The organism is Nocardia sp. NPDC050412, assembly GCF_044458825.1.
In the GTDB taxonomy this organism is placed as follows: Bacteria; Actinomycetota; Actinomycetes; order Mycobacteriales; family Mycobacteriaceae; genus Nocardia.
The window spans coordinates 285,076-309,951 of sequence record NZ_JBITIJ010000002.1 but is presented as its reverse complement, the minus strand read 5'-3'; the positions used below and the strand labels follow the sequence as shown (position 1 = coordinate 309,951).

Annotated in this window: 23 protein-coding genes; 9 read left to right on the top strand and 14 right to left on the bottom strand. The window is 65.1% G+C overall.

Annotated elements, in window-relative coordinates:
- The first annotated feature begins 254 nt into the window (after nucleotides 1-254).
- From ACIBI6_RS05490 to ACIBI6_RS05465, 6 genes are read left to right on the top strand one after another with little or no spacing between them, the layout of a single operon-like run.
- Nucleotides 255-1,040 (top strand): GntR family transcriptional regulator, encoded by a 786-nt coding sequence (locus ACIBI6_RS05490; protein WP_364343579.1) that lies wholly within the window; start codon nucleotides 255-257, stop codon nucleotides 1,038-1,040.
- Nucleotides 1,040-1,267 (top strand): ferredoxin family protein, encoded by a 228-nt coding sequence (locus ACIBI6_RS05485; RefSeq protein ID WP_040689749.1) that lies wholly within the window; start codon nucleotides 1,040-1,042, stop codon nucleotides 1,265-1,267. Before ACIBI6_RS05490 ends, ACIBI6_RS05485 begins: the two co-directional genes overlap by 1 nt.
- 16 nt (nucleotides 1,268-1,283) lie before the next feature.
- Nucleotides 1,284-2,711, top strand: coding sequence for an ABC transporter substrate-binding protein (locus tag ACIBI6_RS05480; RefSeq protein ID WP_396955411.1), 1,428 nt, complete (start codon nucleotides 1,284-1,286; stop codon nucleotides 2,709-2,711).
- Entirely contained in the window at nucleotides 2,708-3,601 is an 894-nt protein-coding gene (locus ACIBI6_RS05475) for an ABC transporter permease (RefSeq protein WP_364343587.1), read from the top strand. Before ACIBI6_RS05480 ends, ACIBI6_RS05475 begins: the two co-directional genes overlap by 4 nt.
- Entirely contained in the window at nucleotides 3,598-4,344 is a 747-nt protein-coding gene (locus ACIBI6_RS05470) for an ABC transporter ATP-binding protein (RefSeq protein WP_396955410.1), read from the top strand. Before ACIBI6_RS05475 ends, ACIBI6_RS05470 begins: the two co-directional genes overlap by 4 nt.
- Nucleotides 4,341-7,028 (top strand): fumarate reductase/succinate dehydrogenase flavoprotein subunit, encoded by a 2,688-nt coding sequence (locus ACIBI6_RS05465; RefSeq protein ID WP_396955409.1) that lies wholly within the window; start codon nucleotides 4,341-4,343, stop codon nucleotides 7,026-7,028. The genes ACIBI6_RS05470 and ACIBI6_RS05465 overlap by 4 nt, the downstream gene beginning before the upstream one ends.
- A 160-nt stretch (nucleotides 7,029-7,188) precedes the next feature.
- On the opposite strand, the gene ACIBI6_RS05460 is transcribed toward ACIBI6_RS05465, so the two are convergent.
- Entirely contained in the window at nucleotides 7,189-7,599 is a 411-nt protein-coding gene (locus ACIBI6_RS05460) for a hypothetical protein (RefSeq protein ID WP_364343596.1), read from the bottom strand.
- A 65-nt stretch (nucleotides 7,600-7,664) separates the two neighbouring features.
- Nucleotides 7,665-8,249, bottom strand: coding sequence for an NAD(P)H-binding protein (locus ACIBI6_RS05455; protein WP_396955408.1), 585 nt, complete (start codon nucleotides 8,247-8,249; stop codon nucleotides 7,665-7,667).
- A 96-nt stretch (nucleotides 8,250-8,345) separates the two neighbouring features.
- Here ACIBI6_RS05455 and ACIBI6_RS05450 point away from each other — a divergent pair, with 96 nt between their 5' ends.
- Nucleotides 8,346-8,840 (top strand): phosphoribosyltransferase, encoded by a 495-nt coding sequence (locus tag ACIBI6_RS05450; RefSeq protein ID WP_364343602.1) that lies wholly within the window; start codon nucleotides 8,346-8,348, stop codon nucleotides 8,838-8,840.
- Between the two features lie 129 nt (nucleotides 8,841-8,969).
- On the opposite strand, the gene ACIBI6_RS05445 is transcribed toward ACIBI6_RS05450, so the two are convergent.
- Nucleotides 8,970-10,034 carry an acyltransferase family protein gene (locus tag ACIBI6_RS05445; RefSeq protein WP_396955407.1) on the bottom strand — a complete coding sequence of 355 codons (1,065 nt, stop codon included), beginning with the start codon at nucleotides 10,032-10,034 and terminating at the stop codon, nucleotides 8,970-8,972.
- Nucleotides 10,035-10,503: 469 nt separating this feature from the next.
- Between ACIBI6_RS05445 and ACIBI6_RS05440 the strand changes: the two genes are divergently transcribed.
- The gene (locus tag ACIBI6_RS05440) at nucleotides 10,504-13,929 is read left to right on the top strand and encodes a DUF4328 domain-containing protein (protein WP_396955405.1); all 3,426 of its coding nucleotides are present in this window, start codon (nucleotides 10,504-10,506) and stop codon (nucleotides 13,927-13,929) included.
- Between the two features lie 88 nt (nucleotides 13,930-14,017).
- On the opposite strand, the gene ACIBI6_RS05435 is transcribed toward ACIBI6_RS05440, so the two are convergent.
- The 11 genes from ACIBI6_RS05435 to ACIBI6_RS05385 form a co-directional block, all read right to left on the bottom strand.
- Nucleotides 14,018-14,557 carry a MarR family winged helix-turn-helix transcriptional regulator gene (locus ACIBI6_RS05435; protein WP_396955404.1) on the bottom strand — a complete coding sequence of 180 codons (540 nt, stop codon included), beginning with the start codon at nucleotides 14,555-14,557 and terminating at the stop codon, nucleotides 14,018-14,020.
- Nucleotides 14,558-15,065: 508 nt separating this feature from the next.
- Nucleotides 15,066-16,511, bottom strand: coding sequence for an aldehyde dehydrogenase (locus tag ACIBI6_RS05430; protein WP_396955403.1), 1,446 nt, complete (start codon nucleotides 16,509-16,511; stop codon nucleotides 15,066-15,068).
- Between the two features lie 32 nt (nucleotides 16,512-16,543).
- On the bottom strand, nucleotides 16,544-16,861 hold the full coding sequence (locus ACIBI6_RS05425) for a hypothetical protein (protein ID WP_364343617.1): 318 nt from the start codon (nucleotides 16,859-16,861) through the stop codon (nucleotides 16,544-16,546).
- Between the two features lie 26 nt (nucleotides 16,862-16,887).
- On the bottom strand, nucleotides 16,888-18,132 hold the full coding sequence (locus ACIBI6_RS05420) for an amidohydrolase family protein (RefSeq protein ID WP_396955402.1): 1,245 nt from the start codon (nucleotides 18,130-18,132) through the stop codon (nucleotides 16,888-16,890).
- Entirely contained in the window at nucleotides 18,129-18,464 is a 336-nt protein-coding gene (locus ACIBI6_RS05415; protein ID WP_396955400.1) for a hypothetical protein, read from the bottom strand. The genes ACIBI6_RS05420 and ACIBI6_RS05415 overlap by 4 nt, the downstream gene beginning before the upstream one ends.
- Nucleotides 18,461-19,732 (bottom strand): aromatic ring-hydroxylating dioxygenase subunit alpha, encoded by a 1,272-nt coding sequence (locus ACIBI6_RS05410; RefSeq protein ID WP_396955399.1) that lies wholly within the window; start codon nucleotides 19,730-19,732, stop codon nucleotides 18,461-18,463. The genes ACIBI6_RS05415 and ACIBI6_RS05410 overlap by 4 nt, the downstream gene beginning before the upstream one ends.
- Before the next feature lie 33 nt (nucleotides 19,733-19,765).
- The gene (locus ACIBI6_RS05405) at nucleotides 19,766-20,605 is read right to left on the bottom strand and encodes a TauD/TfdA dioxygenase family protein (RefSeq protein ID WP_396955398.1); all 840 of its coding nucleotides are present in this window, start codon (nucleotides 20,603-20,605) and stop codon (nucleotides 19,766-19,768) included.
- A gap of 62 nt (nucleotides 20,606-20,667) precedes the next feature.
- Entirely contained in the window at nucleotides 20,668-21,003 is a 336-nt protein-coding gene (locus ACIBI6_RS05400) for a hypothetical protein (protein WP_364343632.1), read from the bottom strand.
- Nucleotides 21,000-22,307: an SRPBCC family protein gene (locus ACIBI6_RS05395; RefSeq protein ID WP_396955397.1), complete on the bottom strand. Its 1,308-nt coding sequence runs from the start codon at nucleotides 22,305-22,307 to the stop codon at nucleotides 21,000-21,002. The genes ACIBI6_RS05400 and ACIBI6_RS05395 overlap by 4 nt, the downstream gene beginning before the upstream one ends.
- A gap of 76 nt (nucleotides 22,308-22,383) precedes the next feature.
- On the bottom strand, nucleotides 22,384-23,004 hold the full coding sequence (locus tag ACIBI6_RS05390; protein ID WP_396955396.1) for a carboxymuconolactone decarboxylase family protein: 621 nt from the start codon (nucleotides 23,002-23,004) through the stop codon (nucleotides 22,384-22,386).
- On the bottom strand, nucleotides 23,001-23,801 hold the full coding sequence (locus ACIBI6_RS05385; RefSeq protein WP_396955395.1) for an SDR family NAD(P)-dependent oxidoreductase: 801 nt from the start codon (nucleotides 23,799-23,801) through the stop codon (nucleotides 23,001-23,003). Before ACIBI6_RS05385 ends, ACIBI6_RS05390 begins: the two co-directional genes overlap by 4 nt.
- A gap of 480 nt (nucleotides 23,802-24,281) precedes the next feature.
- Here ACIBI6_RS05385 and ACIBI6_RS05380 point away from each other — a divergent pair, with 480 nt between their 5' ends.
- Nucleotides 24,282-24,875 (top strand): helix-turn-helix domain-containing protein, encoded by a 594-nt coding sequence (locus ACIBI6_RS05380; RefSeq protein ID WP_364343643.1) that lies wholly within the window; start codon nucleotides 24,282-24,284, stop codon nucleotides 24,873-24,875.
- Nucleotide 24,876: the final 1 nt, after the last annotated feature.

Here is a 24,876-nt window from a genome sequence, read left to right as displayed (position 1 = left end):
CATGGGGCTTTGTGCGCTGCGGAACCGACGCCCCGGGCTCACCCGCGCACGGTTGTTCCGAATCACCCAGATCGCCCGGCATTCGAATCTGTGTGATCGAAACTCGTCGGCCGCGAGCAGGGTGGCGCAATGGCCACTCCGAGACCTATCCGCCCAGGTCAGAGGCAGCAGGGAGCGGCGCAATAACATCCGCTGATTTATGGCGCTCGCTAGCGCGCATTTGGGCGTCCGAGCGGCAGCTATCGTCGCTATCCATGCAGGTCAGCGAGAGAAAGGTGGCGGAGGTGGGAGCCGAGGCGACGCCCGTGCGACGGTTGCGGGCCGACCAGGCGCGCCGGATAGCCGACGTGCTGCGTCATCAGATACATGCGGGGGCGTTCGATGACGTGCTGCCGAGTGAACAGCAGTTGGTCGCGGAATACGACGCGTCGCGCAACACTGTCCGCGACGCGCTCGCGCTGCTCAAGGACGAAGGGTTGATCGATCGGGTGCCGAAGGTCGGCACCCGGGTCGCCCGGCGCAAATACGATCACGGGCTGGACGCACTGCTCGGGCTGCAGGAAACTCTCAAGGGCCACGGCACCGTGCGCAACGAGGTGCGCGCCGCCATGCATATCACCGCACCACCCGCCGTCGCGCGCAAACTCGGCCTCAATCCCGGTGAGCGCGTGGTCTATATCGAACGACTGCGTTATCTCGCCGACCTGCCGCTGAGCCTGGATCTGACCTACCTGGCACCCGATATCGGCACCGAGATCCTCGGCCACGATCTCGAGACCAACGACATCTTCGTACTCATCGAACAGATCAGCGGCGGACCGCTCGGCTCGGCCGACCTGGCGCTGGAAGCGATTACCGCCGACGCGCACACCGCCGCCACCTTGGAAGCACCCGAGGGCGCCGCGTTGCTGATGCTCGAACGGCTGACCCGGCTCGATGACGGCAGACCGGTAGATCTGGAGTACATCCGCATGCGCGGGGACCGAATCACCATGCGCGGCAGCCTGATCCGCAGCACATCCGAATGGAAGGTCATCTGATGGCACTGGCGAACCAACGCACCGACATTCCCGTGACCATCGACGAATCACTATGCATCCAAGGTTGCACGCTGTGCGTGGAGATCTGCCCGCTCGACTCGCTGGCCATCAATCCGGAAAACGGTAAGGCCTTCATGCACGTGGACGAGTGCTGGTACTGCGGCCCATGCGCCGCCCGGTGTCCCACGGGCGCCGTCACCGTCAATATGCCCTATCTGTTGCGCTGAACGATCCGGAAGTCCCATGAAGAAACGCCTCGCTCCCCTGCTGCTCGCCGTCGCACTCGCCGTGGTGGGCTGCTCCCTGCAGAGTTCCGACAGCACCCCCGCCGGAACCGTCAAGGTCGTCGTCGGCTACCAGTCCAAGACCATCAATACCGTCACCGCGGGCACTCTGCTGCGCGCCCAGGGTTATCTGGAACAGCGGCTACAGAAGATCACCGACAGCGGCGGCGCCAAGTACCAGGTGGAGTGGCAGGACTACGACACCGGTGCGCCCATCACCGCGCAGATGCTGGCCGAGAAGATCGATATCGGATCGATGGGCGATTATCCGCTGTTGATCAACGGATCTCGCACCCAGTCCAATGAGCGCGCGAAGACAGCGTTCGTGTCAGTGACCGGCTACAACCCCAAAGGTGCGCTCAATATGGTTGTGGTCCCGCAAGATTCGGCGGCGACCAGGGTCGACGACTTGGCCGGGCAGAAGATTTCGGCCAGCGTCGGCTCGGCCGGACACGGCACCCTGGTGCAGGCGCTCTCGCGGGCGGGCGTCGATCCGGCCAAGGGCGTCGAGGTGCTCAACCAGCAGCCGCAGATCGGGGCGACCGCACTGGAATCGCACCAGGTCGGCGCGCTGGCACAGTTCGTGGCCTGGCCCGGGCTGCTGGTCTTCCAGAACAAGGCGAAATTGCTCTACGACGGTGCGGAACTGGGCGTGCCCACCTTCCACGGCGTGGTCGCGCGGCGCTCCTACACCGCCGATCACCCCGAGGTGCTGCAAGCCTTCCTCGCCGCCCAACTCGATGCCACGAAGTTCCTGAACGAGAAGCCGTTCGAAGCCGCCAAGATCGTCGCGGACGGTTCCGGATTGCCGCAGGAGGTCGTGTACCTCTACAACGGGCCCGGCGGAACGTCTTTCGATACCACCCTCAAGCCCAGTCTGATCGACGCGTTCAAAGGCGATGTGCAGTATCTGAAGTCGATCGGCGACTTCGCCGAACTCGATATCGATAAGTTCGTCGATCCCACGCCGCTGCGCAAAGCATTCGCCGACAACGGCGCGGGCGATTACGACCAAGCGGTGGCCTCCACTGTCAACCCGAGCCGTATAGCCGGCACCGACCTGGTTTGCGCGCGTCCGGTGAGCAACGCCGCGCAGGCCGGTGAGCTGTGGCTCGACGGCACGGATCAACCGCAGCCAGCCGCCGATCCGACCTGCCTGCTGCGCGCGGTCCAGGCGGCCAAGGCACAGGGCAAGGCCATCCGCGCCGCCTATGTGCCCGATGCCGAACTCGGCACGCGCTGGTTCGCCGATAAGGCGGTGTGGCTGCGCGATGGTGCCAGCTTCCTGCCGTTCACGACACCGGCGGCCGCGCAGCGCTATCGGCAGGCGCACCCGGGCGCGACGGCGATCTCCTACGACCAGGCCGTCACGGAAGTGCGACCATGACCGCATCGCGCAGCGCCTCGATATTGACCGATGGCCGGGCAACGAGCGGGCGCACCGCGGACCCGGTCGGCCCAACCGCGACCGATGGTGATCAAACCGCCGAAGTACGTGGAAGTTCCGCATGGCGTACCCGGGCGCTCCAGGTGGCGTCGGTCGCGGCAGCGATCGGACTGTGGCAGCTGCTCACCGCCAATAATGTGCGGTGGTGGCTGCGCTTCGACACGCTGCCGACGGTCAACGAGATCATCCGCGAATTCGGCAAGCAGCTGCAGTCGGACCAGTTCTATGTCGATGTCGCGCAATCGCTGATCCGCATTCTCACCGGATTCGGGCTTGCGGCCGTGGTCGGTGTGGTCGCGGGCATCGGTCTCGGCCGCTCCGGGCTCTTCGCCGCGGTGTTCGGACCACTCACCGAATTGGCCCGGCCGATTCCGGCCATCGCGTTGGTGCCGGTGGCGATCCTGCTGTTCCCGAGCGACGAATCCGGCATCGTCTTCATCACCTTCATGGCATCGCTGTTCCCGGTGCTGGTCAGCACCCGGCACGCGGTGCGCGCACTGCCGACCATCTGGGAGGACGCACTGCGCACACTGGGCGCATCGCGCACCGATGTCCTTGTGCGAGTGGTATTCCCGGGCATCCTGCCCGGCGTCTTCAGCGGTCTGTCGGTGGGCATGGGCGTGGCATGGATCTGCCTCATCTCGGCCGAGATGATCTCCGGGCGACTCGGCATCGGCTACCGGACCTGGCAGGCCTACACCATCGTCGATTATCCGGCGGTATTCGTCGGCATGATCACCATCGGCATCCTCGGCTTCGGCACCTCCGGAATCGTGGAATTGGCCGGACGTCGAATCACCCGCTGGCTGCCGAGGGAGGTCGCCGAATGACCACGACAACCGCACCCGCTACCCCGACGACGACCGGGATGCGGTTGAGCCTGGACGGAATTCGCATCGCCTACGGCGGCAAAACGGTGCTCGAAAACCTCGAGCTGGCCATCACGCCCGGCGAAATCCTGGTCGTGGTCGGCAAATCCGGCTGCGGTAAGTCGACGCTGCTGCGGGCCATCGCCGGACTGCGCAAGCCGGACCAGGGCGTGATCCGCGCCGACAGCATCGCGGTGACCGGACCGTCCGCCGATCGGGCCCTGGTCTTCCAGGATGATGCGCTGCTGCCGTGGCGCACCGTGCGCCAGAACATCGAGCTCGCACTGCAGTTGCGCAAGGTACCGCGCACCGAACGCAAGGCGAGTGCCCGGCATTGGGTGGAGGAGGTCGGGCTCACCGGCTACGGCGACTACCTTCCGCGCGACCTCTCCGGCGGCATGCGTCAGCGAGTTCAACTGGCACGTAGTCTCGCCGGATCGCCGCGCGCGATGCTGATGGACGAACCGTTCGGCGCACTCGACACCCAAACCCGAACAACCATGCAGCGCCTGCTGATCGATACCTGGCGCGCTCACCCCACCACCGTCGTATTCGTCACCCATGACCTGGACGAGGCGCTACTGCTCGGCGACCGCATCGCGGTACTCGGCGGCGGCGTATTGCACACCGTGGTCGATGTGCCCGAACCGCGCACACCCGCGGACCGCCGGTCGGTGAAGGCCGAAATCCTGGAGAAGTTGTGAATATTCCCGAGCTATCCGACCGGATCCGGCTCGACTGCGATGTGCTCGTCATCGGCGGCGGCACCGCCGGGACCATGGCCGCACTGACCGCCGCCGAAGCAGGCGCCGATGTGCTGCTGCTGGAGAAGGCGCATGTGCGGCACTCCGGTGCGTTGGCCATGGGCATGGACGGGGTCAACAATGCGGTGATTCCGGGCAAGGCCGAGCCCGAGGACTACGTCGCCGAAATCACCAGAGCCAACGACGGAATCGTCAACCAGCGCACCGTCTATCAGACCGCCACCCGCGGCTTCGCCATGGTGCAGCGACTGGAACGCTACGGCGTGAAGTTCGAGAAGGACGAGTACGGCGAGTACGCGGTGCGCCGGGTGCACCGCTCCGGGTCGTATGTGCTGCCCATGCCCGAGGGCAAGGATGTCAAGAAAGCACTGTATCGCGTACTGCGCCAACGCAAGATGCGCGAGAAGATCCGCATCGAGAACCGGCTCATGCCGGTGCGGGTGCTCACCGATGCTGGTCGCGCGGTCGGTGCGGCCGCATTGAATACGCGCACCGGCGAATTCGTGGCGGTGGGCGCAAAGGCAGTTATCCTGGCGACCGGCCCGTCCGGCCGCTTGGGATTGCCCGCATCGGGTTATCTGTATGGCACCTATGAGAATCCGACCAATGCGGGCGACGGGTATTCGATGGCCTATCACGCCGGCGCGGAACTCAGCGGTATCGAATGCTTCCAGATCAATCCGCTCATCAAGGATTACAACGGTCCGGCCTGCGCCTATGTCGCCAATCCGTTCGGCGGGTACCAGGTGAACGCCAAGGGCGAACGCTTCGTCGACTCCGATTATTGGTCCGGCCAGATGATGTCGGAGGTCAAGCGCGAGATCGAATCCGCGCGCGGCCCCATCTATCTCAAGGTGTCGCATCTGCCCGACGAGACGCTCACAACCCTCGAAGGCATTCTGCACACCACCGAACGCCCGACCCGCGGCACCTTCCACGCCAACCGCGGCCATGACTACCGCACCCACGATATCGAGATGCACATTTCCGAAATCGGTTTGTGCGGTGGACATTCCGCGTCCGGCGTGTGGGTCGACGAACATGCCCGCACCACCGTGCCCGGCCTCTATGCGGCCGGTGATCTGGCGTGCGTGCCGCACAACTACATGATCGGCGCTTTCGTATTCGGCGATCTAGCGGGCGGCCACGCCGCGACCACACTACCCGAAATCGCTGCGCCCGTTGAACTTCCGGAAGACCAGCTGGCGGAGGCCCACGAACTGATCTATCGACCGCTACATCAGCCCGACGGCCCGCCGCAGCCCCAGGTCGAGTACAAGCTGCGACGATTCGTGAACGACTATGTCGCGCCGCCGAAGACGGCCGCGAAACTGTCGATCGCGGTCGAGACCTTCGAGCGGATGCGCGGTGAGATCGCCGAAATCGGTGCCCGCACACCGCATGAGCTCATGCGCGCGGTCGAGGTTTCCTTCATCCGCGATTGCGCCGAAATGGCGGCGCGCAGTTCACTGACCCGCACCGAGTCACGGTGGGGTCTCTATCACGAACGTGCCGATCTGCCGCAGCGCGACGATACCGAGTGGCGTTATCACCTGAACCTGCGCAAGAACTCCGATGGCGCGATGGAATTCCTGAAGCGGCCGGTGGCGCCATATCTGGTACCGGTGCCCGGTCTCGATGACCTGCCCTCGACCGACACCACCGCGGTCCCGGTCGCGCAGCCGGAACTCATCGGTGGGCGCGCACCCGCCGACGCACCGCGCACCGTCCGCACATCGACCACACCACCGTCACCGCGACTGGTCAGCCTGCTCGCCCTGGATTCTCCTACAGTGCCGGACCTTTCGACCTATCTGTCCGATGCCGACGCCGGTGTTCGGGTGGCGGCACTGTCGGTCCTGACCGAGAACACCCCCGAGGGATTCACGTCGGTATTGATCGGCGCGCTCGACGATGACGCGGCATCCGTTCGCGCGGCGGCCGCGGCCAGCCTGCGCGAACTCGTTGAGGTGCTTCCCGATTCGACCGGTCTCGCCGATCGACTCCACTCCCCCGATCCCGTCGTCCGGGCGACCGTCGTGGATCTGCTGCGCGCGCTGCGAGCCGGATCCGCAGCGCAATTCGTTGCGGCGCTGACTGATTCGGATTATCGGGTGCGCATCGAGGCCGTGCGGGCGCTGGTGTCGCTCGATGACTGGCGGGCCGTTTCCGCCGCGGCGACCGATGAAAACCGCGAAGTACGCATTGCCGTCGCGCACGGGTTGTCGGCGATCGGCGGTCAGGGCACCGAAACCGCGCACGCCTTGGCCGAGGATCCAGATCCGCTCGTGCGTGCCGCCGCATTGGCCGCCTTCGCGAGTCTCGGTGTGACACAAGATGACACCACGCTACTTGTCGGCGCGCTCGCACACTCGGCCTGGCAGGTCCGGGTGGGTGCGGCGCGGGGTCTCGCGGGCGCGGCCCCCGATCTCGGCGTCATCCCGCTTTCCGAAGCGTTGCATGATCCGCACCTCGACGTGCGCAAGGCGGCAGTGTTGTCGCTTGCCACTTGGCCGCACAGCGGGGCGGCGCATGATGCGCTGAAGCTCGCGATCGATGACACCGATGCGGATGTGCGCGCCTATGCACGCCGTGCGTTGGACAGTGCACACCCTCTGTCGTAGCCGCATATCGCTTGTGCGCTATGCGTCATCGCAACCGGGGTGCGACACTGCGCCGCTGCCCGACGGAACTGCGCGGCAGCGTCCTACTCAGGCCGCATCACCGCGGATTCCGGTCTGCCGCAGCGGTCGACCACACCCGCCTTGCTGAGTCGAAATCGATTTATGCGCAGCGGAATTGGAAGCTTGCGAGCGGCGTCGCGCCGGGTGCCACGTCGACCTGGACGTAGGCGATGCTCGCCAGCTCACAACCGGAGGGCACGGAGGTAACCTGCGCCTGGTAGCAGCCGTTCGGGAAGGCCTGCGTCGCGGTTCCATCGCCACCGGTTGTCAAGGTGGCAAGCACCGGGCCGGCGGCGCATGTGGTGATGCCGACCCCGACACCCGTCACCGGCAGTTGATCGGTGCCGGTGCTCGCCTGCACCTTCAGCGGACCGTCGCTCGGCGCCTGAGCACCGGCAGCGCCAGCGGGCAGCAGCATCGCCACCAGTGCGGCACCGAGTACGGACGTGACAAGCAGCGTGTTGCGCAAGCGGGTCTCCTTCGGCGGATGTGAGCGGATCCGGGCGATCACCCCCGCCACCGTATTCCAAACCGACCGGCACGGCCACGACCCGAAGCAGCCAGTCGCGCCGAGGATCAGGCGGGATCCGCGATAACCACCACGCCACTCGGCGCATCGACCAGCGAAACCGTCCGCGCGGCAGCATCATCCACGTGCACGCGCGGATGATCGGGCAGCTCGGATTCGTAGTACGTACCCGGACCATAGAATTGGCCGTACTTGACGACCACACCGCCGATATCGAGTACCGCGGCCTCATGTTCCTGGATGACGGCACCGCGACCGGCTGGCGGCTCCCACGCAATGCTCTGGGCGACAAAGCGTTTCGAGCCCGCAGCCTGCGCGGCGGCGATCAGATTGCGAGTGCCCTCGGAACGGATGCGCGCATTCGCACCGGCGAGTTCCGGGAGCAGCGCGGCATCGTCGGGGAGATCGGTGAGCTGATGCATCAACAGATCGGGCCCGAAGGCTACGACCGCGGCGATGAGCGCGTCGAGGTCGTACACATCGCAGACCACCGGTTCCGCACCGGCGGCACGCACCTGATCGGCCTTGGCCGCAGACCGGGTCATTCCCGCAACCTCGTGTCCGGCCTCGAGCAGCAAGGGCAATAACCGCGTTCCGATGACGCCGGTCGCGCCGGCCAGATAGATCCGCACCCGACCCACCCTAATTCCCCGGACCGAAGTGGGGAACGCCGCGTCGTTGCTGGTCGTATGCTCTTGCCCAGCGGCATCGAGGGAGATGGAGGATCCATGGCGGATCGGGAAGTGCTGACCTGGGAACTATTCGGGACGGCGAGCCGCGAGCTCGCCACCGAAATCGCCAAAGACGGGTTCGAACCGGATCTGATCCTCTCGATCGCGCGTGGTGGCCTATTCGTCGCCGGGGCGCTCGGTTACGCACTGGACGTGAAGAACCTGCACGTGATGAATGTCGAGTTCTACACCGGTATCGATCAGCGCCTCGATCTCCCGGTCATGCTGCCGCCGGTCCCGCAGGCGGTCGATCTGGCCGGCGCGACGGTCCTGATCGCCGACGATGTGGCCGATACCGGCGCCACCCTCAAACTCGTGCGCGACTTCTGCATCGATCATGTCGCCGAGGTGCGCTGCGCGGTCGTGTACCAGAAACCGCATTCCGAGGTCGATTGCGAATACGTCTGGCGGCGCACCGACCGCTGGATCAACTTCCCCTGGTCCACCGAACCGCCGGTGGTCGATCGGCAGGCCCAGGTACTCGACGCCTGAACCGCACGACTCGGCGCGCGGCTCAGGCGGACGGTGATTACCGGCCGGCCGGATCGCAGAAGTCGATGTCGAGATCGAGTGACCGTTGAGGACGGCCACCCGGAGGCGGAGCCATTGAGGCACGGCGGTTCAGGTCGGTGTCGGCTGCGGTTCGGTGGTTCGTTTCGCGCGAGCGAAGCGGCGCATGATGGGCAGATCCACCCAGTGGTACAGCACCGCAGCGATGGTGGTCGAGACGATCAGGCTCAATATTGCGAATCCGGCCCAGCCGAGGATGCCGAACTGTTTGCCGCCGATGAGATTCCGGGTGATCAGCACCATTACTGGGAATTGGATCAGGTAGAAGGCGTAGGAGACGTTGCCCAGCCATATCATGCGCGGATGGGCGTTGAGACCGCGAATTCCGTGCAGATCGCGTGCGGCGAGGGTGGCCACCACCGCTGTCATCGGTGCGAGCATCAGCACCGACATCTTGTAGTTGACCGGTACCAGCCAGGTCGCCGCGTACGCACCGACCAGCGCCAGCAGGGGCGGCGTGAGACGTGTGTCGCGCCAACGTTCTTCGAGCACCATGCGGGGCGCCAGGACGCCGAGGAAGAACTCCGGCAGCCGGGACAGCGGAAAGTTGTAGCTCAACCAGTACGACAGCGAAACCGGGATATCGGGTTGGGCGAACCAGCGCGGATCGGCGTGTAGTTCGAAGAACGGGGAGGCCTCACCCGGAAGCAGCCGTGGCGCAAAGGTATTGGCGATCCCCTTCGGGCCGGGCACCCACAGGTAGTAGGCGGTATGCAGGGCGAGGATGCCCAACAGCAGCAGCCCCACGGCCAGCAGCAGCCGCCGGGTGGGGATACGCATGATCAGCGGAAGCAGCAGTGGAAAGCTGAGGTAGAACAGTATTTCCGAGGCCAGTGACCAGGCGGGCACATTCAGTCCGCCCACGGTGGTCCACTTCGGTACCCAGGTGTGCACGAGCAGCAGATTCGGCATCCACACGACCAGCCGTGACAGCGGCACACTCGCCACCACCACAAAGGCCAGCGCGGCCAGCAGATGCATGGGATAGATCTTGAGCACTCGCCGCCGATAGAAGCCGCGCACCGACATTCCGGGCCGGAACGACCAGTAGATGATGAATCCGGATAGCACGAAGAAGAAGGTGACCCCCGCCGCCCCAGCTGCATGGGTACCCACCAGTGGATCTGCGCGAATAGCTCGGACTTCTGGAACGGGTAGACCGGCAGGAACACCAAGGCGTGCAACACGAATACCGCGAACGCCGCCCACCACCGGACGCCGGTCAGCGACGGCAGCGCGGGCCGACCCGGCTCCGCGGAAAACACTGTCTATTCGATCGGTGCCGACAGCGGCAATCTGCATGTCGTACTCACCAACGGCCAAGTGGCCGTGTGGTTCGGAGCGTGCGCCGCGGCGCGAGATGTTCAGATACTGCGGTCACTATCTCACGTCCGATCGAACGTGCTGAGGGATCGGCTGAATGATGCGTGGCGGGCCGGGGCTGGATGGCGATCGGGTTGCGACCCAACGTTTTCCCGGATCGACCAGTTGATGTCAGCGTCACCTCGGGCGAAGTGATGTCGTGGGACAGTTGGCCAGGGGAACCGGGGCAGCTGTCATTTGCTGGTGCAGAAGGGATTAAGGCATGTCAGTGCAACGGCAAGTCGCGATTGCGCGCGACGGTGGGCGCATCCGTCCGCTCGGGCCGTTCGGGGCCGCGGCGATCACCCTGATCGCAGGGGCGGTCGTCATGTTGTTCGTCAGCGCGATCATCGACTGGGTAACCCTCGCGGACTTCGAGAGAAGCTGGGACCAACCGCAACACATGCGCAAGGAATGGCAGTCCAGCACCTGGGCCGGCAGCATCGCGTCGTGGTTGCTGCTGTGCGCGGGAATCGTTGTCATCGTGTGGCTATGGCGCGCGCGTCGCAATGTCGAGATGCTGTGCGCCGCACGGCATCGACTGTCGATCGGCTGGGTGATCGGCGGCTGGTTCTGTCCCGTGGTCAACCTCTGGTTCCCACACATGGTCATCGCCGATGTATTGCGCGCGAGCGACCCACGAACCCCCGCCGACGCACCGGTACTGCGTGGCCGTCCGGCAGGGCCGTTGGTCACCGCGTGGTGGCTGTCCTTCCTGGTCGGCTGGGCACTCACGGTCGTGACGATCCGATTGAGCGCACCGGAGCCGAGAGGAAAAACAACCGGCGAGTACTTCGTGTACGGGGTCGGCCCCGCGGGCGGATGGGGCCTGATCGCGGTGGAGCTGATCCAAACCGGTGTGCTGGCGGTCGCGGCAATCTGCCTGGGGACCATAATCATCCAAATCCAGCGCTGGCAGGAGATCCGCGCGAGTTACCTGGACGGTCGACCCGGCACCGGGTCGGCGCCGACACCACGCACCCCGTCATCACCGACGCCGTGGACCCGCCCGGCGGGCACCGCTGCCGCATCTGCCTCGACGGCGGCCACCGAGGAACCCCGACCAACTCCTGACCCAGTGCCGCCAGCCGAATCGAGCACATCCTTCACCGAGCCGTCCGTGCAACCCGGCCCGCACACCCTGCCTATGCGCGACACCGATCCCTCGACGATCGGCCCGTACACACTCTTCGGCCGACTCGGCTCCGACTCCGTCGGCGATATCTACCTGGGTCGCGCAGCCGACGCGACCGAGGTCGTCATCCGGGCCATGCACCCCCACCACGCCGCCGACCGCATGGAGCTTGCTCGCGCGTTCGCCGCGGCCCGGACCGTGCACAGCGACTTCACACCGGTCGTGTCGGCCGCCGACGCCGATGCGCCGCGGCCATGGATTGCGACCGAATACGTTGCCGGACCCTCGCTGCGCGACCTGATCGCCGAACGCGGGCCGCTACCGCCACTGGCTGTCGAGGGCATCGCCGCAGGTGTCGCGCACGCCTTGTCCGCCCTCCACGACGCAGGTCTCGTGCACGGTGCTCTCACCCCATCGTCGGTCATCATCACCGAAGCCGGGCTCCGTGTCGTCGATTTCGGTGTCCCCACGCAGCCCGAGCCGTCGGTATTCACAGCACCGGAACAACTCGCCGCTGTACCGACGGGGCCAGCATCGGACATGTTCTCCCTGGGCGGCGTGCTGGCATTCGCGCTGACCGGCCGCGCGCCGTTCGGAGACGCGGATGCCGCGACGCTGCTGCACCGCATCGCCACGCTGCGACCAGACCTCACCGGCATACCCGAAACCCGACTGCGCTTCGTCATCACCGGCTGCCTCGCCGAACAACCCGCTGCCCGCCTCACCACGGCGCAGGTACTCGCGCACCTCGAACCCGTAGCGCCACCGCATCCGGCACCGTCCGCACGGACACCCGTTCCCGCACCGCCGCCGGGTGCGTTGACGTCGTCCGCGGCTGCGCCCACAATGTCGCCGCGTGATGAGGATCCCTCGGCGAGCGGCGCCACCGTGTCACCGCCGCTCGCACAGCAGATACCGACACGGTCGGCGAACGTCGTCGAGCGGCCGGGGCATGACAAGCTCGACGCGGGCGCGATAGTCGTGATCGTCCTCGCGTTGGTCATCGTGGTCGCCGTGATCGTGGCAGCGATCCTTACCTCCCTAGGGTCCAGCCGCAGCGATGCTCCTGCGGGCAGGGCACGGCCCGGAACGCCGACGACGATCGCGCTTCCGGCGCAGCTGCAATCTGTCGACAATATGGCGGTCGACGGTGCCGGTGATATGTGGTTCTTCGACTCACGCAGCTTTTCCCAAGGTGTTGGATCGGGAGTCTGGAAAAGGTCCGCGGCCACCGGCGCCGCGGCCACGGTCCCCGGCATCGGGCCGTCCGGCCTCCTCTCGCTCACGGCCACGGACGCCGGTGATCTTTATGTCGGCGCGAGCAGTAACGAGTTGTTCTTGGGCCCGCAGCCGTCGACGTTCGACGGAATCCTGAAGGTATCGGCCGCCTCCGCCACACCGATCCCGGTTCCTACCGGCCACGACGTGTATCCCCGTTCGATAGCGGTGAGCAACACGGGTGACATCTACATCGCAGGCGGTGGACGATCGCTGAAGAAGCTGCCCGCAGGGTCGAATTCTGTTATCGTGCAGCCGTTTCCGGGCCCCGAGGAGATCAGCGAGGTTGCGGTCAACAATGTCGGAGACATCGTCGTCGTCGACAAAAAGAACTGGAACGCGAACACCACATGGAAACTTGCCGCCGGCACGTCCGTGCCGGTGCGGATCGACGCGGTCCCCGGAAAGGTCGCCGACATCGCCATCAGCGACAGCGGCGATCTCTACGTTGTTCCCGAGTCCAGCGTGAAACCGCAGATTCTTCGTTTTCCGTCGGGGTCCGGCGCTCCCGAGGCGCTTTCCACGCCGCTTTCGCCCGAGGCTGTGGAGGTGACGAGGTCCGGCGATGTGTACGTGCTCGGCGCGAGCGGCGCAACGACTTCCGTGCTGAGGATGCCCGGGCAGTCGGCCCCGGTCTCGTCCAAGAAGAACGCGCGGTCGACGACATCCACGACGAGTACGCCATCGGCACCTCGCATCGAGACGCCCCCCGCGAACATCAACCAGACGGTGTCGGCACCCGAACGCGGTGTGGCGTACGAAGTTCCGGCTGACTGGACGGTTGAGTCCACATCCGTCATCGGCGGCGTGGAGAGCTCTCGGGGACGGCTCACCGGCAAGGGATATGCCCACTTCAAGCGGGCCACCTGCGAGACCTCGGGAGGGCCCGCATCGTGGATTTCGCGCTCCAAAGACATCTCGGATCCGGCCGCTGCTGCCGTCGATTTCGGTCGTTCGGGTGCCCAAGGTGGGTGGGACGATACCAAAGACGCCAGGCCCGGCCCCGCCGTGCCGTTGACCACTGCGGGTGGCGGTATCGCCGGGTGGATGGTCGAGACCACCGGCACGACCCGCCCACTCGAGCCCTGCGGCGGCTCGCGATATTCGGTGTACACGTTCGGGTTCACCAGTGGCAACGAGACATTGGTCGCGGTGATCGTCTCCGATCGCGGCGTGCCGGGTGCCATCGATATCGAGTCGGCCAAGAAGATTTTCACGACCCTCCGCCGACTGTAGACTCGCGCCGACCTTCTGTGTCCGCGCGGTCGGCAGGCCCGAGTTACTCGACGCCTGAACTCGGCGCGCGACTCAGGGCGGACGGCGCTTACCGGCCGGATCGCTCGGCAACGGCGGCGTCGAGGCGGGCGCCGAGCGCGTTGACCTGGTCGCGCAGCCGGATGAGATGCTCGATCGGATAGCCGACCTCCGCCATGACCGCCTCGATCATCTGCCGGGCCTGTGGTTGCAGTGCGCGTCCGGCTTCGGTGGCGCGTAGTTCGACGGCACGGCGGTCGTTGGCACTCCGGACGCTCTCGACCAAACCATGTGCCTGAAGTCGCTGGATGAGCGGTGAGACCGTGCCGTAGTCCAGCTGCAGCTGTTCGCCGAGTTCCTTCATGGTCATCGCGGGCCGCCCCCACAACGCCAGCAGGGCCAGGTACTGCGGATAGGTAACACCCATCCCCTCGAGAAACGGCCGGTATGCCGCGGTCATCGATCGGGATGTGGAATACAGAGCAAAGCACAGCTGTGATGCGAGCGAGAGCAGGTCGGCATCGGATCCCCCCACGGCTGCGGTAGCACCATCGGACCCCGCTTCCGCTCCGACACGCACCACTGGTGTGGGATGCGCTTCTTCGGGCATCAGAACACTGTATCCCAGCGAATTCGCTCCATAAGTTGTGCTGTTGCGGAGTGACGGCACGGGAAGCGAACGGTAGCGATGACACCCGATTTCTGACACCGGTTCTACCGGGCAAGGCTGAGACGAGCGCGCCGCATGGTGACGGCCAGGACCGTCCGGTCACCGAACTGTTCCGCGTGGCCTCGGTGCCGAAGCTGCAGTGGCGGTGCGGCATCCGCCGGGTCGACGTCAACGGCCGGGTCTCGGTGCAGGATGTGATGTCGCGTCCGGGGTGGACGCCGCACACCGCGCTCGCCTGGAGGATCTGTTCGGACATGCTGGTGATGCCCGCCTCACGCAACATAGATGCCAAATGTCATGACGATTGGGCGGCGCTCATCGCCGCATGGCGCACCGGCTATCGCCGGGACAGTTGCGGCGGCGAAGCGGCAAGAGGATCCGCGGTTCGACCGCCCGATCTTGGCCCTATCCGCGCTGCTCTCGCTCGTAATAGGCTTCGGTCTGTGGTTCAGGCCCGCACGGAAATGGACTTCGTATCGAGGTAGGCGCCGATACCCTCCGGCCCGAATTCGCGGCCGATGCCGCTGTTCTTCACACCGCCGAAGGGCGCGGCAGGGTCCATGGTGTAGGGCTGGTTGATGCCGAGGGTGCCGGAACGGATGCGCAGGGCGACGGCCGAACCGCGATCGATATCGGCGGTCCACACGGAGCCGGACAGCCCGTACTCGGTGGCATCGGCGATCTCCACGGCGTGGTCGTCGTCGGTGTAGGTCAGCACACTCAGAACCGGTCCGAAGACTTCCTCCCTGGCGATCCGCATCGAACTATCGACATCGGCGAAGACGGTCGGCCGGATATACCAGCCGCGATCGACCGTATCCGGCAGCGCGGTGCCGCCGGTGAGCAGGCGCGCGCCCTGGTGCTGTGCGTTTTCGATATAGCCGCGGACACGGTGTTGCTGCCGTTGCGAGACCATCGGGCCCACCCGGGTCGCGGGATCGAAAGGGTCACCGACGGTGAGGTTTTCGACCTTGTCGACCAGGGCGTCGAGAAATGCGGAGCTGCGGTGCCGTGGCAGCAGTATCCGGGTCTGGGCCACGCAGGCCTGGCCGCTGTTCATCAGTCCGGCGACGAGCATGCCTTCGGCGACATCGTCGGGATCGGCGTCGTCGAGTACCACGGCGGCGGATTTGCCGCCGAGTTCGAGGCTGACCCTGCGCAGCGCGGCCCCGCATGTTTCGGCCACCTGTCGTCCGGCGGCGGTGGAGCCGGTGAAGGACACCTTGTCCACACCCGGGTGCGCGACGAGGTGACGGCCGGTGTCCCGGTCGCCGGGCAGAATGCTGACGACACCCGGTGGCAGGCCGAGTTCGTCGAGTAATTCGGCCATGAGGTAGGCGTCCAGCGGTGTCTCCGGCGAGGGTTTGAGCACGATCGTGCAGCCTGCCAGGAGGGCGGGAATCAACTTGGCGACGATGAGGAACATCGGCATATTCCAGGGGATGATCGCGGCCACCACACCGACGGGTTCGTGGACGACGAGGACATCGCCACCGATGAATCCGGATCGCGTCTGCTGCCACGGATAGTTCTCGGCGATATCCGCGAAGGCGCGCATCATGACGCCGGGAAGCCGGGCGTGCGCCGATCGGGCGAAGGTGATCGGCGCACCCATCTCGATGGTGATCAGCTGGGCGAGTTCATCTTCACGCGTGGTGTAGCGCTCGGCCAGCCGCCGAACCAGCGCGATCCGCTCGCTCGGATCAGTGCGCGGCCAGGGGCCCTCGCCGAAGGCCGTGCGGGCCGCGGACACAGCCCGATCGACATCCGTCGGCGTCGTGGCGGGGACACGGGCGACCACCCGCTCCGAATGCGGCGAGATCACCTCTATCGTGTCGGCGGTGGCCGGCCTCACCCACCGCCCGCCGATGAACAAATGCTCGTGTGTGGCCATGCGTATGCCTCGTGCTGGATCGTCTCGGCTACTCACAGTGTTGGTGCGGTGATGTCGCGGTAGAAGCGGACAATCGGCGGCGGGTCGACACATAGACCAACGGGCGGCGAGAACCCTCCTGCTTTAGTGGTCTCGGCAAGTCGTTCCTGCACGGCCGCGATGTCGTCGGCTTCGATCTCGTAGACCGCTACGAACGGGCCCTCGGTGATGGGGGCGAACCGTCGAGCGGAGACGATCCCATCGAGTCCCAGCATTTCCTTCATGTGGGTCTCGTCATACCAACGGTTGAATGCCGCAGCGTCTTCGGGGGAGTTGGGCCGGGATTCGACGTAGAGGATTCCCTTGACCATGTGTTGCCTCCTGGTAGGTGTAGCGCTCAGCTGTTCTTGTGGATGTGGCCGTCCTTCATGACGAACCGCACGTCTTCGATGACGGAGATGTCGGCGGTCGGGTCGCCGGGTACCGCGATGATGTCGGCCAGCAGCCCCGGTGCCAGACGCCCACGGTCCTCGACGCCGATGAGTTCGGCGCTGGTGACCGTCGCCGCGCGCAATGCCTGCGCCGGTGTCATGCCGCGGTCGACCAGCGCCCACAGTTCTTTGGCGTTGTGGCCGTGCGGGATAGCGGGTGCGTCCGTGCCGCAGGCGATCTTGACCCCGGCGTGGATAGCCCTGCGTAGGGTTTCGCGAGCGCGGGGGAAGACCTCGGCGGCTTTCTTCTGCAGTGCCGGTGCAGCTTTGGAGACATCGAGGCCTTCGGACAGGTAGCTCGTCGGTACGAGGTACGTACCGTGTTCGACCATCATGGCGATGGTGTCGTCGGTGGCAAGTGAGCCGTGTTCGATGCAGTCGACTCCGGCGCGGATGCAGGCACGAATTCCGGCATCACCGTGCGCGTGCGCGGCGACCCGAACCCCGGCACGGTGGGCTTCGTCGACGATCGCGACCAGTTCCTCATCCGAGTACTGCTGAGCCCCCGCCACTGTGCCGTGCGACATCACCCCGCCGGATGCGGAGATCTTGATGACCTCCGCGCCGTATTTGATCTGGTACCGGACCGATTCGCGGACCTGCGGAACCCCGTTGGCACGACCCTCCTCGACACTGAGCGGCATGATGTGCGGGGCGAGGCGTTGGAACATGGTCGGGTCGAGATGACCTCCGGTGGGGGTGATCGCGTGTCCTGCGGCGACGATGCGTGGCCCCGCGATCCAGCCCTGTTCGATGGCGCGGCCGAGGTCCACATCGAGCAGGTAGCCACCGGTCTTTACCATCAGACCGAGGTTGCGGACCGTGGTGAATCCGGCGTGCAAGGTGGTGCCTGCGTTCACCGTGGCCCGCAAGGTGCGATACACCGGATCGTCCTGCACGCCGTGCATCGGGTTCGGCAGCCCCGCGGGGTTGTCCGGGCCGCCGATGAGCAGGTTGACCTCCATATCCATCAACCCGGGCAGCAGCGTGAGCTCACCCAGGTCGATGACCTGCGCGCCGGCGGGCAGCTCGGGCGGGTCGATCGCGGCGATGCGGTTGCCCTCGACGACGATCACCGCCGAGGTATGCCGCTGCCCGGTCTCGACGTCGACCCAGGCCGCGGCCCGCAGCACGATCACCTGATCGTTCACAGGCCGGGCTCGATCACGCAGGTCAGCGATGCCGACCCGGTGTCGGGTATGCGTGGTTGCCTCCACACTTCGACCGGGAAGGACACCTGGATCATCGAATACAGCAGGTACATCAGATTTTTGGCGTCTTCGGGTATATCGTCGATCGTGAATTTGTCGCAGTAGGCGAGCGCGTCCTCGGCGCGCGGGGTGATGGCGTCGTAGAACCGCTGCATATCGTCCATCGAACTGTCCAGGCGGCGGCGGTAGCGTTCGGTTTCGGTGGGCAGGCACCACAGTGCCGCATACGGTTCCAGGTCGGCGAATTCGCCGGGCAACAGGGTTTCGCTCATCGCAGGGCCTCCGCACGCTCGCGTTCGTAATCGCCGACCCAGTCGGCGGCGACCTTGTGCAGGTGCCGCAACAGGATCTCCTGATCGTTGAGTTGGAATGTCGTGACCGCACGGGATTCGAGCATGAGCTGCGTCGCCTCCAGCGTCGAAGAGTCCTGCAGCCCATACTCTTTGAAGGTGACTGCGGCCATTTCGTGCGCGACCCGATCGCGTGGGGTGCGGGCGGGCGGGAAGTACAGGTTGCCTTCGAAAATGTGGGAGTTGTAGGACGTCGGCCAGTAGTGATAGGTCAGATACCAGCCGCCGGACCAGATGAGAATGACGAAGTTCGGCCACAGCTGGAAGGAGTCCAGGCCCCACGGGTCGCAGCCCGCCGGATTGAGCCCTTCGGGCATCGGGCCCAGATCCGGGACGTCCCACGGCCCGAACAGACCGCTGCGGGTGATGTCCTCCATGGGTTTACGCATGGTCGGATCGAGTTCCCAGGTGACCACACCGGAGGTGCTGACGAGCCGGTGCGGTCCGTCGAGTTGGTAGTGCGGCGCCTCGAAACCGGCCCGCTGCGCGGCGACGGAGAAGTTGTCCGGAGTCTGCTTTCCGTGCAGAACGGGTGCGTGATAGAACTCCTGGAAAGCGTCCATGTACAGCTTCCAGTTCGCTCCGACCTCGGACCGGTACGAATAGCGCTCGGTGAGTCGATCGAACGGGTAGCCCTCCAGACCGGCCACCATCGGGCCCAGGAATTCTCGCAAACTCTGACGCGGCTCGGCGGCGAGGTTGACGAAGATGAATCCCGACCAGACCTCGCAGTGCACTTTCGCTAGGCCCAGATTTGCCTTGTCGAGGTCGAAAAACTCCTCTTCCTGCTGCACGAAGGCCAGTGCACCGTCGAGTCCGTAGCGCCAGCCGTGGTATTTGCAGGTGAACTGGCGACAGGTACCGGAGGTTTCCTCGCGCGGGATTTCGTTCCACACGAGTTTGTTGCCGCGGTGGCGGCAGATGTTGTGGAAGGCGTTGATACCGCCGTCACGGTCGCGCACGATGATCACCGAGGTGTGCGCGGCATGGATCTCCTTGGTGAAGTAGCTTCCGGTGCGCGGAAGTTGTTCTACGCGGCCGACATTGAGCCAGGCGCGTTTGAAGATCGCCTCGCGTTCGAGTTCGAAGAACTCCGGCGAGATCGAGTCCTCGTACGACATCGGTTCGATGCCGAGCTCGGGATAGTGCTGCGTCCAGCTGCCCTCGGCGGGCTTGGGCCAACGAGGCATTGGGTTGACTCCTGAATGGTCTGCGGTAGGGGGTTATTCGATCGGTTCTTCACCGAGTACGGTGGTGCGCAGCATCTCTCGCGGTGAGTCCTGCGGATACGGGGCCGCACGGTGGATGACGCCCCGGTTGTCCCAGATCACGGTGTCACCGACCGACCACTCGTGCCGGTAGACGCGCTCGGGTGCGGTGCAGCGACGCAGCAGACCGTCCAGCAACGCGCGGCTCTCGCTCGGGGGCAAGCCTATGACGTGGTCGGTCGACGCCCCGAGTACCAGTGAGCGACGCCCGGATTTGTGGGTCCAGATCAACGGATGTTGCTTGCTCGGACGGCGACGCCACACGGCGAGTTGTTCCGGTGTCGGATCCGCGGTCACACCCCGCTGCGACGCCTCGAGCGAATGCACAACCCGCAACGGCGCGAGAAACGTCTGTTCCGCGGCACTCAGATTGTCGAAAGCCTTGTAGGTGCTGGCGAACTCGGTTTCTCCGCCGCTGGCCGCGACGGCCTTGGCGGTGAGCATGGTCGCCATCTGGGGGTAGGCATCGTCCTCTGGAGTGCAACCGTCGATATGCCAGTCGAAGGTCGCACGCAGATAGCTCGCCGAGGAATTCTTTGTCGTGTCGAGGCTGACCCGGTATATACCCTCGACCGGATGATGCCCGGGTGAGGTATCGACCTCACCCAGTTTGCGGCAGAACGCCACCTGCGTCTCGGGATCCAGATGCAGGTCGCGGAATACCAGGACACCGTGCTGCTCCAGGATATTGAGGATTGTGTCAGGCAGGGACGGGTCGGTGAGTAACGTCCGCGGATCGACGCCGTGGACTTCCGCGCCGACATCGTGGCTGAGTTCGTCGATAGTGATCGTCATGAGGGTGTGGTCCTTCCGGCCATTGCCCGCTCACGGCGGTGTGGCCGAGTTGGAGAAACAAGTCAGGGCCAGGGTTCGGCAACGCGTTCGAGTTCGGCGTCAGCGCTGTCGACGGGTTTGGGCTGCTTGAAGATCTCGATCGCCATCGCGACGGTCACCAGCGAATACACCATCCGCAGTAGTTGGATCGCATCGTCGGGCAGGTCGTCGAGCGGAAATTTGTCGCAATAGGTGATCGCGTCGTCCACCCGGGGAAAACACGCGTCGTAGAAGGCCTGCATCTCGGCCATCGACTTGTTCAGACGCTGCTTGTATCGTTCGGACTCGACTGGCAGACACCAGATTCGCGCGAAGGGCTCGAGATCGGCGAAGGCCGGTGGCAGCAGTGTGGTTGTCATCGCGCACTCACCTGCGCCGAGTCGGTGCGGTACTCGTCGACCCAGTCCGCGACGGCCTTGTGGAAATGGCGCACGAGAATCTCCTGGTCGTTGACGGGGAAATGCGTCATCCCCACGGTCCGGTAGGCCGATTCCAAAGCTGTCTGCGTGCCGGTGAGCATGCCCGCATCCTGGAGCGCGAATTCCTTGAACACCACCGAGGCGACCTCGTGCTCGACCCGCTCGCGAACCGTGCGCGCAGGCTGGAAGCAGAGCACGCCCTCGAAGCGGTGGCTGTTGTAGGAGGTCGGCCAATACCGGTACAGCAGATACCAGCCGCGGTAGATGAGAATCTCGATATTGGGGAAGATCTGGAAGTTATCGATACCCCACGGATCGATCCGGCCGGGATTCAATCCCTTCGGCATCGGACCCAGATCGGGGGATTCCCACGGCCCCACCAGGCCGCTTCGAGTGACCCGCTCGATCGGATACATGAACTCCGCGGGCATCGTCCAGCGTCGCGCGCCGCCGGTCGACACCATCCGGTGCGGGCCGTCGACCTGGAAATGCGCGCACTCGAAACCCTTTCCCGGGGTTCGCACCGCACTGGGCACCTGCTGGGAGTGCAGGCCGGGAACGTGGTAGTACTCCTGGAACGCGTCGGCGAACAGTTTCCAGTTACTCTGATTGTCCGCCTTGAATTCGTACCATTCGGTCATCTTGTCGAACGGGTAACCATCCAGATCGGTGATCATCGGGCCGAGGAATTCCCGCAGCGTCTGTCGCGGCTCGGCATCGAGGTTGACGAAGATGAACCCCGCCCACACCTCGCAATGCACCGACGCGAGCCCGAGATCCTTCTTGTCCAGGTCGAAGAACTCACCCTCCTGCTGCACGAAGGCGAGCGACCCGTCGAGTCCGTAGCGCCAGCCGTGATATTTACAGGTGAACTGCCGACACGTGCCCGACGTTTCTTCCCAGGGGAATTCGTTCCACACGAGTTTGTTGCCGCGATGTCGGCACACATTGTGCAGCGCACGGATACTCCCGTCGCGGTCACGCACAACGATGATCGACGTGCGGGCAACATCGAGTTCCTTGGTGAAATAGCTACCGGTGCGGGGCAACTGCTCGATCCGGCCGACATTGAGCCAGGCACGTTTGAAGATCGCCTCGCGCTCGAGTTCGAAGAATTCGGGCGAGACCGAGTCCTCGAACGACATCATGCCGGTCCCCAGCTCCGGATAGTGCTGGGTCCAGCTGCCTTCGGCAGGCTTGGGCCAAAGGCGCTGGGGCGCCGGTTCGCTGACGAGTTCACTCACGACTGCACCTCGCTGGCGCTCGGCTCCGTCGTGCGCGAAAGCGCGCTGTGTTGATGGTTCGCTCGCTGACGCTCGCTCACGGTTGTTCCTCCATTTCCGGGAGTTCGGACGGTCGTGGCCGGTCGATTTCCGGGTCCGGTTGCAGGGCAACGCTGTTGAACACCATCGCCAGGCACAGGTACGAGCCGGCGACGAACAGCAATTCGATCAGCTGGCGTTCATCGAAATGGCGCGCCAGCTCGGTCCAGGTGCGGTCGGTGACGCAGTGGCGTTCCAACAGCTCGTCGGTCGTGGTCAGCAGCAGCCGTTGCACAGGTGACCACCCCGGTGCGGCCGGGCCGTGACGCACTGCCCTGATCTGGTGCTCGTCGAGCCCCAGACCGGCGGCCATCCGAGCGTGCTGGCTCCACTCGTAGCCCGAGCCGCTGCGCCACGCCACACGCAGGATCACCAGTTCCCGGTCCAACGGATCCAGCGCGGGACGCTCGAGCAGCAGACCGTTGAAGGCCAGCCACGCCGAAGCCAATTCGGCGTGATGTGCGAAAACCCCCAGAATATTGGGCATTCGTGGCGCGTCCGGTTCGCCCGACAGATACCGGTCCGCCGCTCCGACATGCCCGCACAGCATCGCGATCGTGCGTTCGTCCCATTCGTGCACCGGTAGCGGCACCAGACGCGGGGCCGTGGCTTCGGTCATATCACCGACCCGCCGTTCACGCCGAGTATCTGGCCGGTGATGTAGCCGGCCTGGTCGGAGCACAAGAACAAGCAGGCGGCGGCGATATCGTCTCCGGTGCCCAGATGTCCGACTGGGATTGCTTTTGCCATCACGGAGTTATCCGGCAGGTTTCCGGCTGCCTGCGACTGCCGTTGCATGGGCGTGTCGATTCCCGACGGCGGGATGGTGTTGACGGTGATCCCACTCGCGGCGTACTCGCGCGCAAGGCCCTTGGTCATCGCCACCACACCACCCTTGGCTGCGGTGTAGTGCACCATCCCTGGCGATCCGCGTTGCGCACTCGACGAGGAAATGGTCACGATCCTGCCCCACCCCGCGGCGACCATATCCGGGATGACGGCTTGCGCGCAGTGGAAGACGCCGTTGAGATTCACGTCGACGACCCGGTTCCATGCCTCGGGCGAAATCTCGGTGAACGGCGAGAAACCGACCAGCCCCGCACTGGTGACCAGGATTTCGATCGCACCGAATTCGGCGCGCACCTTGCGCATCGCCGCACCGACCGCCTCGCGATCGGTGACATCGACCGCACAGGCGATCGCCGCGCCATCGGCGGCACGCAACTGTTCGGCGGCCCGCTGAGCGGCGCCATCATCGATGTCGAGAACCGCGACCCGATACCCGCTGGCAGCGAACGCCGCACAGATCGATAACCCCATCCCCGAGGCTCCGCCGGTCACCACCGCGACCCGGGGGCGCTTCGCCGGACGCCGGTCGACACCCTCGCGGTCGCTAACCGCGACAGTGCCCGTCATCGGGCATCACCGTGGATACGACGATCAGCAAGAACGCCAGCATCGCGGCGGTCGATTATTGCAACACCGGCTGCCACGCCACGAACATCTCCCGCGCCAGCGCGGGCGGTGCAGATCCACAGCGGCGGCCGTCGTACCGCCGAGATGAGAGTAGGGAGATATGCCACGCGCGACACCACATTCTTCGTTCGGCCCGACAGCGATCGAGGTTGCGCCGGGGACATCGAATGACCGCGAAGACCCACATCAGGGGCCTTAAGCGACTGATTAATTCAATCAGGTGATTAAGATATACGTGACCTGGTTCACCGCTGTCAAGCGACTTGCGAAAGCCCGGTCACCGACCCATCGGCCGACTCGATCGCGGCCGGAGACCGAACAGGCAAGAGCACGGGTTACCTTCTATTCGCGCAACCACGAACCACACGATCGCAACGACACCGAAGGCTTCGTGCCTCACACACCTGGGAGGCCAACACCATGAAGCCCGCTCGCGCATCCGACGCCGAGGACTCACCGACCCGAAGCGCCCTGCTCGACGCCGCCGAGCAAATCATGCGGGAAGAGGGCTACGCCGCGGTCAGCACCCGGCGCGTGGCCGCACGCGCCGAAGCGAATTCCGCCCTGTATCACTACTACTTCGGCAATATGGACAATCTGTTCATCGAACTGTTCCGCCGCGGAGCCGACCGCAGCTACCAACGCCAACTCGAGGCACTGGCCTCACCTCAGCCACTGTGGGCCTTGTGGGAAGCCATCCACGACCAATCCCACACCGCGTTGACCATGGAATTCGTCGCGCTGGCCAACCACCGCAAGGCCATCCGCACCGAGATCGCCAACTCCTCCCGACGCTTCCGCGCCATGCAACTCGACGCCGTCACCAAGGTTCTCGGCGACTACGGCCCCGCCGCCGAAACCTACACCCCGGGAGCACTGGTCCTGCTCATGTCCAGCGTGTCGCGCTTCCTGCGTATGGAGGAAGCTTTCGACGTCGATACCGCACACGACGAGGCAATCGAGCTGATCGAATCCTTCCTGCGTGATGTCGAAGGCGAACGACGCCAACCGTGAC

Coding starts and splice junctions, on each gene's coding strand:
- ACIBI6_RS05475 (WP_364343587.1), top strand. CDS start 2,708: ATGACCGCATCGCGCAGCGCCTCGATATTGACCGATGGCCGGGCAACG.
- ACIBI6_RS05385 (WP_396955395.1), bottom strand. CDS start 23,801: ATGACGGGCACTGTCGCGGTTAGCGACCGCGAGGGTGTCGACCGGCGT.
- ACIBI6_RS05425 (WP_364343617.1), bottom strand. CDS start 16,861: ATGGTCAAGGGAATCCTCTACGTCGAATCCCGGCCCAACTCCCCCGAA.
- ACIBI6_RS05430 (WP_396955403.1), bottom strand. CDS start 16,511: ATGGCCACACACGAGCATTTGTTCATCGGCGGGCGGTGGGTGAGGCCG.
- ACIBI6_RS05390 (WP_396955396.1), bottom strand. CDS start 23,004: ATGACCGAAGCCACGGCCCCGCGTCTGGTGCCGCTACCGGTGCACGAA.
- ACIBI6_RS05380 (WP_364343643.1), top strand. CDS start 24,282: ATGAAGCCCGCTCGCGCATCCGACGCCGAGGACTCACCGACCCGAAGC.
- ACIBI6_RS05405 (WP_396955398.1), bottom strand. CDS start 20,605: ATGACGATCACTATCGACGAACTCAGCCACGATGTCGGCGCGGAAGTC.
- ACIBI6_RS05450 (WP_364343602.1), top strand. CDS start 8,346: ATGGCGGATCGGGAAGTGCTGACCTGGGAACTATTCGGGACGGCGAGC.
- ACIBI6_RS05415 (WP_396955400.1), bottom strand. CDS start 18,464: ATGAGCGAAACCCTGTTGCCCGGCGAATTCGCCGACCTGGAACCGTAT.
- ACIBI6_RS05400 (WP_364343632.1), bottom strand. CDS start 21,003: ATGACAACCACACTGCTGCCACCGGCCTTCGCCGATCTCGAGCCCTTC.
- ACIBI6_RS05435 (WP_396955404.1), bottom strand. CDS start 14,557: ATGCCCGAAGAAGCGCATCCCACACCAGTGGTGCGTGTCGGAGCGGAA.
- ACIBI6_RS05490 (WP_364343579.1), top strand. CDS start 255: ATGCAGGTCAGCGAGAGAAAGGTGGCGGAGGTGGGAGCCGAGGCGACG.
- ACIBI6_RS05410 (WP_396955399.1), bottom strand. CDS start 19,732: ATGCCTCGTTGGCCCAAGCCCGCCGAGGGCAGCTGGACGCAGCACTAT.
- ACIBI6_RS05470 (WP_396955410.1), top strand. CDS start 3,598: ATGACCACGACAACCGCACCCGCTACCCCGACGACGACCGGGATGCGG.
- ACIBI6_RS05485 (WP_040689749.1), top strand. CDS start 1,040: ATGGCACTGGCGAACCAACGCACCGACATTCCCGTGACCATCGACGAA.
- ACIBI6_RS05480 (WP_396955411.1), top strand. CDS start 1,284: ATGAAGAAACGCCTCGCTCCCCTGCTGCTCGCCGTCGCACTCGCCGTG.
- ACIBI6_RS05440 (WP_396955405.1), top strand. CDS start 10,504: ATGTCAGTGCAACGGCAAGTCGCGATTGCGCGCGACGGTGGGCGCATC.